Source organism: Streptomyces sp. NPDC041200, assembly GCF_055591805.1.
In genome coordinates this window covers 276,820-286,783 of record NZ_JBVIZF010000009.1, presented here as the reverse complement: position 1 = coordinate 286,783, position 9,964 = coordinate 276,820, and the positions used below count along the sequence as shown (strand labels likewise).

Below are 9,964 nucleotides of genomic sequence, written 5' to 3'. Positions count from 1 at the left end.
TAATCCTGGTAGACACCACGAGAGCGGAACAGGCCGGAGGAATGATCCAGCCCGTTCACAGCGTCCTCGCTGTGTTTTTCTTCAAAGGAACCTCGACCACATCTGCGATGTGGACGGGGTATCAACATATTTGGCGTTGACTTTTAGCACGCTGTTGAGTTCTCAAGGAACGATCGCTTCCTTTGAAACCGTATCACCGGTTTCTCCGGGCTTTCCTTCCGGGCCTTTCGGCCTTTCGTGTTTCCAACCTTACCAGATCCGTTTTCCGTTCCGTTTCCGGTCCGAATTCCGTTTCCGGCCCCCTGTTGGAGCGGGGTGTTTCGCGCCTTGCGGCGTGTCCACCACTTTAGCGAATTTCCCGCTCAGCTCCTAATCGGAGCCCCAGGGCATGATTTCGCGCAGCGAAATAGAACCCTGTTGGGGAAGTGTCAGTAGTGGTTGGCCACCTGGGGCTGCTGGGACCCGACCTGCTGGTCGCGCCGACAGCGCTGCCCGTCTCAAGCGGCTCGGGCTACGTTAGGCCCCCGGCCAACCGGAGTCAAGTTCCCGCCTGACGGCTCGTCGGACCGCGGCGCCTCGGGGTGTGCGGCCGGTACGGGCTGACCGAGCGATCACCGTCGATCCAGAAGCGCCACGGGTGGGTGGCGCCCTCGCCGCCGACTCCCGTGCGGGGTCCGCTGAGCACCTGCTCGGGCGGGGCGGGGCGGCCCGTGAGTATCTCCAGGGGGGCTTCCGGACCCGCGCACACATCGCTGCCGTCCAGCCTGCGGTCGACACCCAGTGCCGTGGCCAGCCGGGCGGGGCCCTTGGCCAGTTCATGGTCGTTGCGCGCCTTCGGCCGACGCTCATGGGCGTGCTCGTGTCCGTACAGCACCGCCCCCGCGCGCAGCAGTACCCCGCTCGGGGAGCCCTCGGGTCCGCAGACCAGGTTGAGGCAATGCCACATGCCGTAGGTGAAGTAGACATACGCGTGACCCGGGGGGCCGAACATCACGGCGTTGCGCTCGGTACGGCCGCGGTAGGCGTGCGAGCCGGGATCGGCCGGTCCCGCGTACGCCTCGACCTCGGTCAGGCGCAGGGCGACCGGGCCGTCCGGGGTGCGGCGCACGAGGGTGCGGCCGAGCAGGTCCGGGGCGACTTCCAGGACCGGACGGTCGAAGAAGGCACGGGCCAGCGGCGTGCGGTCGGATCCATCGGTCACTTCGGCTCCGTCAGCTCCATCAGTCACGCGGTCCGAGCGTAGTGGAACCGATAGGTACCCGTGGTTGGAGCCAGGCCGCCGCGCTGCGAGGGTATGACCTGCGGAACCGCCAGCGGCTGTTCCGCGTATCTACTGTTCAACAGTGCGTCCTTGAGAGGGAGAACATGGGCTTCAAGAAGCTGCTCGCGAGTTTGGGTGCCGGTGGCGCTTCGGTGGAGACGGTGCTGACCGAGGAGAACGTCGTCCCGGGTGGCATCGTGCAGGGCGAGGTCCGCATCCAGGGGGGCTCTGTCGCGCAGCAGATCGAGGGGGTCTCCGTCGGCCTTCAGGCCCGGGTCGAGGTGGAGCGGGACGACCAGGAGACCAAGCAGGACATCGAGTTCACCCGGCAGCAGCTGGGCGGCGCTTTCGAGGTGCAGGCGGGTGCGGTGCACTCCGTGCAGTTCGGTCTGGAGATCCCCTGGGAGACTCCGGTCACGACGTTCCTGGGCCGTCATCTGACCGGGATGAACGTGGGCGTGACGACGGAGCTGGCGATCGCGCGTGCGGTGGACTCGGGCGACCTGGACCCGGTCAATGTGCATCCGCTTCCCGCCCAGCAGGCGATCCTGGACGCGTTCGGCGCGCTCGGTTTCCGGTTCAAGAACGCGGACTTGGAGAAGGGGCAGATCCGCGGGACGCGCCAGCGGCTGCCCTTCTACCAGGAGATCGAGTTCCACGCGCCGCAGCAGTACCGGGGGCTCAACCAGGTGGAGCTGTCCTTCGTCGCGGACGACCGCGAGATGGACGTCGTCCTGGAGATGGACAAGAAGCCGGGGCTGTTCAGCTCGGGCAGCGACTCGTACCGGTCCTTCACGGTCGGCCTGGACTCCTACCAGGAGACGGACTGGGCCGCGTATCTGAACCAGTGGCTCGCCGAGGTCGGCGGCAAGCGCAACTGGTTCTGAGCCCTGGCGGGTTCCGCCACCACACGATTCCCCGCGGGGCGTGCACCGGATGATCCGGTGTGCGCCCCGCGCGCTATGCGTCGTCCGGGCCGTCGTCGTACCAGATCGTCAGGGGTGTGCCCCGCGCGGACCAGTACGTCACAGCGTCGCTGAGGATGTCCGCCGCGATCGCCGCGGCCTCGGGTGCCGCGTCGCGGAACGCCGCCCAGCCCCGGACCCGCAGCAGATAGCCGCTGGGCTCGGCGCCCTCGCCCCACCAGGAGAGGTCGGTGAGGCAGTCGGCGAGCGCGTCCCAGTTGTGCCCGTACCAGTCGGGGAAGCGCAGATCCCGGGCGCAGCGCTCAAGGAAGCCGTCCTTGTCGGCCACACCGTCGAGGTGCAGGGGGAGGACGGGGGTCGGGCCGGTCATGGGCGCCATGGTGCCAGCCCGCGGCGGCCGGGTCTCGTTAGGCTGGCCGGACAGCTGATCAACCGCGATCATCAGGAGGTTTTCGACGTGTCCGACCAGAACCGGCGCCCACTCCCCCATGACTTCCATCCGCCGGTGCCGTCGTTCACCGTGGTGAGCGACGATGTGGCGGGAAGCGGCACGCTGCCTTCAGCCCAGGTGTACGCGGAGGGGAACACCTCGCCGCAGCTGCGCTGGGAGGGTTTCCCGGAGGGGACGAAGAGCTTCGCCGTCACCTGCTTCGACCCGGACGCGCCGACCGGCAGCGGGTTCTGGCACTGGGTGCTGTTCGACATTCCGGCCACCGTCACGGAGCTGCCGACCGCGGCGGGCACCGGTGGCTTCGCGGGGCTTCCCGAGGGTGCCGTGCACGCCCGTAACGACTTCGGCACCCGGGACTTCGGCGGGGCCGCGCCGCCGCCCGGGGACGGTCCGCACCGCTATGTGTTCACGGTGTACGCGGTGGACACCGAGAAGCTGGGCCCGGACGCCGACGCGTCGCCCGCGGTGGTCGGCTTCAACCTGCGGTTCCACACGCTGGGCCGCGCCCATCTGATCGGCGAGTACGAGGTGCCCGCGGCGGGCTGACCCGCCGCGAAATTGCGTTGTCCTCGGCCATCCTCCCGGCCAGAGTTGATCCCGGCCCGCCCGTCACGGAGCGGCGGGCGTGGCCGGGACGCGGGAGGTGGTCGGGATGCGCGAGACGCTGGTTCTGAACGCGAGCTTCGAGCCGCTGTCGACGGTGACGCTGCGGCGTGCGGTGGTGCTGGTCCTCCAGGAGAAGGCCGTCGTCGAACGCGCCCATCCCGGGCTGCGGGTGCGCGCCGCGGAGGTCGATCTGCCGGTGCCGAGGGTGATCCGGCTGTGCCGTTACGTACGGGTGCCGTTCCGAAGACGGGCTCCGTGGTCGCGGCGCGGGGTGCTGGTGCGGGATCAGCACCGGTGCGCGTACTGCGGGCGGCGGGCGACGACCGTGGACCATGTGGTGCCGCGGTCGCGCGGGGGCGGGGACACCTGGCTGAACACGGTCGCGTCGTGTGCGGAGGACAACCACCGCAAGGCGGACCGGACTCCGGAGCAGGCGGGGATGCGGCTGCTCAACTCGCCGTTCGAGCCGACGCCTTCGGACGCGCTGCTGCTGGCGCTGGGGGCGGCGGAGCGGGACGGGCTGCCGGAGTGGCTGGCGCTGCCCGCCTGAGCGCCCGTACTCGCTGAGCGGCTGAGAGGTTGAGCGGCTGAGAGGTTGAGCCGCTGAGGCAGTGGGCCGTTGAGATGGCCGAAGGGCCGGTACCCGTCCTGGGTATACCGGCCCTTCGGTCATCAGCGCGTCAGTCGATCCTCGGCTGCTCGCGGCGCGGGGCGGCCTCCTTGCCGGTGCCCGACGGGGCGGCCGGGGCGGCCGGGGCGCCGCCGCCGTTCCCGCCGCCCAGCGGGTTGAAGTTGCCGAAGGCCCCGCCGAGGCCCTTGAGGGCGTCGCCGATCTCGCTGGGCACGATCCAGAGCTTGTTGGCGTCGCCCTCGGCGATCTTCGGCAGCATCTGGAGGTACTGGTAGGAGAGCAGCTTCTGGTCCGGGTCTCCGGCGTGGATGGACTCGAACACCGTACGGATCGCCTGGGCCTCACCCTCGGCGCGCAGCGCGGCGGCCTTGGCCTCACCCTCGGCCCGCAGGATCGAGGACTGCTTCTCACCCTCGGCGCGCAGGATCTCGGACTGCCGGACACCCTCGGCCTGGAGGATCGCGGCGCGCTTGTCACGGTCGGCGCGCATCTGCTTCTCCATCGAGTCCTGGATGGAGGTCGGCGGCTCGATGGCCTTCAGCTCGACGCGGTTGACGCGGATGCCCCACTTGCCGGTGGCCTCGTCGAGGACGCCGCGCAGCGCCGCGTTGATCTCCTCACGGGAGGTCAGGGTGCGCTCCAGGTCCATGCCGCCGATGATGTTCCGCAGGGTGGTGACGGTCAGCTGCTCGATCGCCTGGATGTAGCTGGCGACCTCGTAGGTCGCGGCGCGGGCGTCGGTCACCTGGTAGTAGATGACGGTGTCGATGTTCACCACCAGGTTGTCCTGGGTGATCACCGGCTGCGGCGGGAACGGGACGACCTGTTCCCGGAGGTCGACGCGGTTGCGGATCGAGTCGATGAACGGGACGACGATGTTGAGGCCCGCGTTGAGGGTGCGCGTGTAGCGGCCGAAGCGTTCCACGATGGCGGCACTGGCCTGCGGGATGACCTGGATCGTCTTGATCAGTGCGATGAAGACGAGCACCACCAGGATGATCAGGACGATGATGATCGGTTCCACAGCGGCTCCCCGTGCCCTTCATGCGTGCTTCTGGATGATCGGGATGATCAAGTCCGGTCTTGTGGGTGGAGTCTGTCAGATCGACGGCCGGCTTCGCAGCTGAGCGGGGTGGCGCTCAGCACTTGGTACTACGACGTCTACATGACGACGGCGGTGGCGCCGTCGATCTCGACGACATCGACCTGCTGGCCCGGTTCATAGGCCTGGCCTGGGTCGAGCGACCGGGCGGACCAGATCTCACCGGCCAGCTTGATGCGGCCGTCGCCGCTGTCGTCCACGCGCTCGAGGACGACGGCCTGCCGTCCTTTCAGCGCCTCGACGCCGCTGCGCAGTCCGGGTTGCTGACGGCGGCTGCGGACCGCCATCGGCCGGACGACGGCGACCAGCGCCACCGAGACGGCGCAGAAGACGATGACCTGGAGCACGACGCCGCCGCCGAGCGCGTCAGTGATCGCACCGGCGACCGCGCCGACCGCGACCATCCCGAATTCGGGCATCGCGGTCAGCACGAGCGGGATGCCCAGTCCTACGGCGGCGATCAGCCACCACACCCACGGATCCACAAGGTCATGGTAGTTCTCATGGTCCGTCTGGGAACAGGGCGCGGTGCGGGGCGCGCAGGACATGCGCCGTGTTCGGGGCGGGGGTTCAGGCCACCGGGGATCGGTTTCAGGTCAGCGGCAGGCCCTGGGCGGTCCAGCGCTCGCCATTGCGCTCGACGACCAGCGGGAGCCCGAAGCAGCGCGAGAGGTTACGGGAGGTCAGCTCCATGTCGATGGGCCCGGCGGTGAGCACCTTGCCCTGACGGACCATCAGGACGTGGGTGAAGCCCGGGGGAATTTCCTCGACGTGATGTGTCACCATGATCATCGACGGCGCGTACGGATCGCGGGCGAGCCGTCCGAGGCGCCGTACGAGGTCCTCGCGGCCGCCGAGGTCGAGCCCGGCCGCCGGCTCGTCGAGGAGCAGCAGTTCGGGGTCGGTCATCATCGCGCGGGCGATGAGGGTGCGCTTGCGCTCTCCCTCGGAGAGGGTGCCGAACTTGCGGTTCAGGTACTCGTTCATGCCGAGGCGGTCCAGGAACGCCCGGGCCCGGGCCTCGTCGACCGTGTCGTAGTTCTCCTGCCAGTGCGCGGTCATGCCGTACGCGGCGGTGAGTACGGTCTGCAGGACGGTCTGGGCGCGCGGCAGCTTGTCGGCCATGGCGATGCCCGCCATGCCGATGCGCGGGCGCAGGTCGAAGACGTCCACGGCGCCGAGCTGCTCGCCGAGGATCCGGGCGGACCCGGCGCTCGGGAAGAGGTAGCTCGACGCGAGATTGAGCAGGGTGGTCTTCCCGGCGCCGTTGGGGCCGAGGATCACCCAGCGCTCCCCTTCTTTGATCGACCAGGAGACCTCGTCCACCAGAGCCCGACCATCGCGGACCACGGATACGTCCACCAGCTCCAGAACCTCGCTCATGAGCGCGTTGTCTCCCATTGCAGTCTCGAGTGTCGCGTGCGCCTGTGGGCGCAGCCCCCAGAGGAAAACCTACGCCACGCGTTGTCGGTGCCAGTCCTTAGGCTGGTTCCATGCTCGATGAACCACGTTCAGGGCGCCTCGCAGCCTGGGGAAATGCCCTTCTCGCCGGACTTGTCTCACCGGACGAGGCCGCGCACCGGATCGCCGGGGAGGACGCGTCGCACCGGGTGGCGGGGCTGCCCGGCGAGTCCGGGCCGGTCGGACTGACGCTGGCGCTGGGGCGGCTGAGAGCGCTCGGGGCCAAGGGGCTGCGGGTGGCGCTGCCGATAGCGGGGCATCCGCTGGGGCTGAGCGGGCCGCCGGAGTTCAACGAGAAGGCGCTCGACTCGGGCGAGGCGGCGCTGGCCACGGGGGTGGCGCTGGGCCTGGTGCCCGAGGTGTCGGCCGTCGGACCCGAGGGCGATCAGCACATCGAGGTGGTGTGGCGCTGTCTGCCGGTGCGGGAGACGCCGCCCGCGGATGTGCCGTCGCTCGGCGAGGCCGAGCGCGAGCTGGCCGAGGCGCTGCGGGAGGCGACCGAGGTGCTGTCCCGGCTGAATGTGGCCGGGGCCGGTCCGGCTGCCCAGGCGGCGCTGGAGGCGTACCGGGCGCGGGCCGAGCGGGGGCGCGAGGTGCTGGCGCCGGGCTATCCGCCGCGGGCCCTGCGGGTGCTGGAGCTGGCGCAGCGGGTGGGCGCCCTGATCGACATCGCGTACGCGCCGGGCGGGGACGGCAAGGACCACGGCGGGGCGGTGAGCGCGTCGGAGATCGCGGCCCGGGCGGAGGCGCTGCGGCCGGTGGAGCGCACGGCGCGGCGGGCGCAGGTGGCGGCGTACAACGCGTATGTGGAGGAGCTGGAGCGGGGCGGCTCCTGACGTCCTGGGCCGGGGCGCCTCAGCGGCATGGGGCCGGCCCCGGAGGCATTGCCTCCGGGGCCGGCCGGTGCTGAGCGGTGTATCTGCCCGTAAATCTGCCCGTGTATCTGCCCCGAGGGGACGGCTCAGTCGCAGAAGCTCGGGTTCATCGCCCCGATGACCGAAACGGTGTTGCCGCAGACGCCGACCGGCACATGGACGGGCACCTGGGCGTTGTTGCCCGAGACAACGCCCGGGGACATCGTCGCCCCGCCGTCGGCCATGGGACCGTCCTGGGCGGAGGCGACACCCGCACCGGCGACGGCGAGACCGCCGGCCGCGATGGTGATGGCAGCGATCCTCTTGATGTTCTTCACTTCTCAAGACCCTTCGTCCATAACGCGTCGCTGCGGCGAAGCACCGCAGTACGCCGTGAAAAACGGCCCGGGGCGGGCGGAGTTGCGCTGTTCGGGTGACATACACACGTTGGTGTGATTGCACGGAGAAACGCTGTTCATGCCCCGATTCCATGGCGTACCGCCCAGAGTGCGGCCTGAGTGCGGTCGGCGAGGTCCAGCTTCATAAGAATGTTGGACACATGTGTCTTTACGGTCTTTTCGGACAGTACGAGCGCACGGGCGATCTCCCGGTTGGACCGGCCGTCCGCGATCAGCCCCAGCACTTCCCGCTCCCGGTCGGTGAGGGATCCCCCGCGCCCCTGGCCGCCGCCCGCCTCGTCCTGCGAGAGCAGCGCGTCGGCCACCTCGGGCTGGAGCACCACGTGTCCGGCGCGGACGGACCGTATGGCGCTCGCGAGGGCGTCGGGGTCCACGTCCTTGTAGACGTACCCGGCCGCTCCCGCGCGCAGGGCGGGGACCACGGTCCGCTTCTCGGTGAAACTCGTCACGACCAGCACCCGGGCCGGGTTGCCGAGGTCACACAGCTTGCGCAGCGCCTCGATGCCGTCGACACCGGGCATCTTGACGTCCATCAGGACGATGTCGGGGCGCAGCTCCTCGGCCCGGGCGATGCCCTCCTCCCCGTCCGAGGCCTCGCCGACCACCTCGATGTCGTCCTGCACCTCCAGGAAGGTCCGCAGGCCGCGCCGCACCACCTGGTGGTCGTCCACGAGCAGCACCCGGACCGCCGCTCCGTCCCGTCGCTCAGCCACCGGGCACCTCCATCTCGATCACGGTTCCCTTGCCGGGCGCCGACTCCACGGTCAGCCCGCCGCCGACGCCGCTCGCCCGGTCGCGCATCGACACCAGTCCCAGATGCCGCCCCGCCTGGCGCACCGCCGAGGGGTCGAAGCCGCAGCCGTCGTCGCTCACCCGCAGCAGGGCGCCCTGGCCGCGCCGGGCGAGGGTGACGCCGACCTGGCCCGCTCCGGCGTGGCGCAGCGCGTTGTGCAGGGCCTCCTGGGCCACCCGCAGCAGCGCCTCCTCCTGGGCGGCGGGCAGCGCCCGTACACCGCGGGCCTCGAAGGTGACCCGGGCGGTGTGGGCCCGGTCCAGGACCTGGACCTGGGTGCGCAGGGTCGCGACCAGGCCGTCCTCGTCGAGCGCGGCGGGGCGCAGCTCCACGACGGCGGCGCGCAGCTCGTCGGCGGCCTCCGCGGCGAGGGCCCCCACCTGCTGCAGCTCCTCCTTGGCGCGGGCCGGGTCGCGGTCCACGAGCGCGGCGGCGGCCTGGGCGGTCAGCCGCAGCGAGAAGAGCTTCTGGGAGACGGCGTCGTGCAGCTCATGGGCGAGCCGGGCGCGCTCCCCCGCGATGGTCAGCTCGCGGCTGCGCTCGTAGAGCCGGGCGTTGGTGAGGGCGATGGCGGCGTGCTGGGCGAGGATGCCCAGCAGCTCCTCGTCCTCGGCGGTGAAGCCGCAGCCGCCCCCCGGTTTCGCGCATCGCTTGTTGGCCAGGAAGAGCGCGCCGAGGACTTCCTCGCCGTCCGCGATAGGGAGTCCAATAAAGTCGGACATGTCCGGATGCGCGGTAGGCCAGCCCTCAAAGCGCGGATCCCGCCGGACATCGGCCAGCCGCTGCGGGGTGGCGTCCTTGAGCATCGCGGCGAGGATCCCGTGCTGGCGGGGCAGCGGCCCGATGGCCTTCCACTGCTCATCACTGACGCCATCTACTACGAACTGGGCGAAACCCCCGTGGTCGTCCGGGACCCCCAGCGCCGAGTACTCCGCGTCCAGCAGCTCACGGGCGGACACAACGATTGTCTTTAGGACATCACGGACTTCCAGATGTCTGCTCATCGCGAGGAGCGCACTGCTCACCCAGGCCAGGCCTGCCCCGGCTCCACCGCCCGGTCCTTTGGTCATGCACGTCACCGTACCGGCGCCGCCGAACAGTGCGTATAGGCCTTTCAGCAGCACTTCATTGCGACCTGAGACCTAGGACGAGGGAAGCAGCGAAGGCACCAGAAGAGGCCGTTACACGGCCCGGAAATTCCGCCACACTCCGCATTTGCGCAGGCACACCTCGCAATATTAAAGACTCGGCAATGTGACGCCTGACACAGGATCTACATCACTTACGAAGTCAGTTAGTGGATGTTTTAACCGGGCGTGAGCGGGGACAACGCCCGCCCGCATGGCCAGCGAAGACCTCCTTACCCACTAAGCAGCATCGTATGTCACACCTTTGCCACAGCATTTTGCGACCGCTAAGAATTTCCCCCAGTCGCACGGCGCCGTAGATCCAGACACGGC

12 protein-coding genes are annotated in these 9,964 nt (G+C 69.6%); 4 read left to right on the top strand and 8 right to left on the bottom strand.

Annotated features, from left to right (window positions below; all coding sequences use genetic code 11):
* Positions 1-538: 538 nt before the first annotated feature.
* On the bottom strand, positions 539-1,201 hold the full coding sequence (locus ACZ6CL_RS22390; protein WP_468937931.1) for a DNA-3-methyladenine glycosylase: 663 nt from the start codon (positions 1,199-1,201) through the stop codon (positions 539-541).
* 164 nt (positions 1,202-1,365) lie between these two features.
* Here ACZ6CL_RS22390 and ACZ6CL_RS22385 point away from each other — a divergent pair, with 164 nt between their 5' ends.
* Positions 1,366-2,148 carry a sporulation protein gene (locus tag ACZ6CL_RS22385; RefSeq protein ID WP_468937930.1) on the top strand — a complete coding sequence of 261 codons (783 nt, stop codon included), beginning with the start codon at positions 1,366-1,368 and terminating at the stop codon, positions 2,146-2,148.
* 73 nt (positions 2,149-2,221) lie between these two features.
* Here ACZ6CL_RS22385 and ACZ6CL_RS22380 read toward each other — a convergent pair whose 3' ends face one another.
* Positions 2,222-2,557: a barstar family protein gene (locus ACZ6CL_RS22380; RefSeq protein WP_468937928.1), complete on the bottom strand. Its 336-nt coding sequence runs from the start codon at positions 2,555-2,557 to the stop codon at positions 2,222-2,224.
* A gap of 87 nt (positions 2,558-2,644) precedes the next feature.
* On the opposite strand from ACZ6CL_RS22380, the gene ACZ6CL_RS22375 reads away from it, so the two are divergent.
* Both ACZ6CL_RS22375 and ACZ6CL_RS22370 read left to right on the top strand, forming a co-directional pair.
* Positions 2,645-3,184 carry a YbhB/YbcL family Raf kinase inhibitor-like protein gene (locus ACZ6CL_RS22375; RefSeq protein ID WP_468937926.1) on the top strand — a complete coding sequence of 180 codons (540 nt, stop codon included), beginning with the start codon at positions 2,645-2,647 and terminating at the stop codon, positions 3,182-3,184.
* A gap of 106 nt (positions 3,185-3,290) precedes the next feature.
* Entirely contained in the window at positions 3,291-3,794 is a 504-nt protein-coding gene (locus ACZ6CL_RS22370) for an HNH endonuclease (protein ID WP_123103227.1), read from the top strand.
* 130 nt (positions 3,795-3,924) lie between these two features.
* Here the strand turns inward: ACZ6CL_RS22370 and ACZ6CL_RS22365 are convergent, their stop codons facing one another.
* From ACZ6CL_RS22365 to ACZ6CL_RS22355, 3 genes are all read right to left on the bottom strand, one after another.
* Positions 3,925-4,899 carry an SPFH domain-containing protein gene (locus ACZ6CL_RS22365; protein ID WP_468937924.1) on the bottom strand — a complete coding sequence of 325 codons (975 nt, stop codon included), beginning with the start codon at positions 4,897-4,899 and terminating at the stop codon, positions 3,925-3,927.
* 137 nt (positions 4,900-5,036) lie between these two features.
* Positions 5,037-5,462, bottom strand: a complete 426-nt coding sequence (locus ACZ6CL_RS22360; protein ID WP_385446554.1) for an NfeD family protein — start codon at positions 5,460-5,462, stop codon at positions 5,037-5,039.
* A 106-nt stretch (positions 5,463-5,568) separates the two neighbouring features.
* The gene (locus ACZ6CL_RS22355) at positions 5,569-6,360 is read right to left on the bottom strand and encodes an ABC transporter ATP-binding protein (RefSeq protein ID WP_468937922.1); all 792 of its coding nucleotides are present in this window, start codon (positions 6,358-6,360) and stop codon (positions 5,569-5,571) included.
* A gap of 110 nt (positions 6,361-6,470) precedes the next feature.
* On the opposite strand from ACZ6CL_RS22355, the gene ACZ6CL_RS22350 reads away from it, so the two are divergent.
* Entirely contained in the window at positions 6,471-7,274 is an 804-nt protein-coding gene (locus ACZ6CL_RS22350; RefSeq protein ID WP_468937921.1) for a hypothetical protein, read from the top strand.
* Positions 7,275-7,399: 125 nt separating this feature from the next.
* On the opposite strand, the gene ACZ6CL_RS22345 is transcribed toward ACZ6CL_RS22350, so the two are convergent.
* From ACZ6CL_RS22345 to ACZ6CL_RS22335, 3 genes are all read right to left on the bottom strand, one after another.
* Positions 7,400-7,630: a chaplin gene (locus tag ACZ6CL_RS22345; protein ID WP_468937920.1), complete on the bottom strand. Its 231-nt coding sequence runs from the start codon at positions 7,628-7,630 to the stop codon at positions 7,400-7,402.
* Positions 7,631-7,767: 137 nt separating this feature from the next.
* On the bottom strand, positions 7,768-8,424 hold the full coding sequence (locus tag ACZ6CL_RS22340) for a response regulator (protein ID WP_468937919.1): 657 nt from the start codon (positions 8,422-8,424) through the stop codon (positions 7,768-7,770).
* The gene (locus tag ACZ6CL_RS22335) at positions 8,417-9,574 is read right to left on the bottom strand and encodes a GAF domain-containing sensor histidine kinase (protein WP_468937917.1); all 1,158 of its coding nucleotides are present in this window, start codon (positions 9,572-9,574) and stop codon (positions 8,417-8,419) included. Before ACZ6CL_RS22335 ends, ACZ6CL_RS22340 begins: the two co-directional genes overlap by 8 nt.
* Positions 9,575-9,964 lie beyond the last annotated feature (390 nt).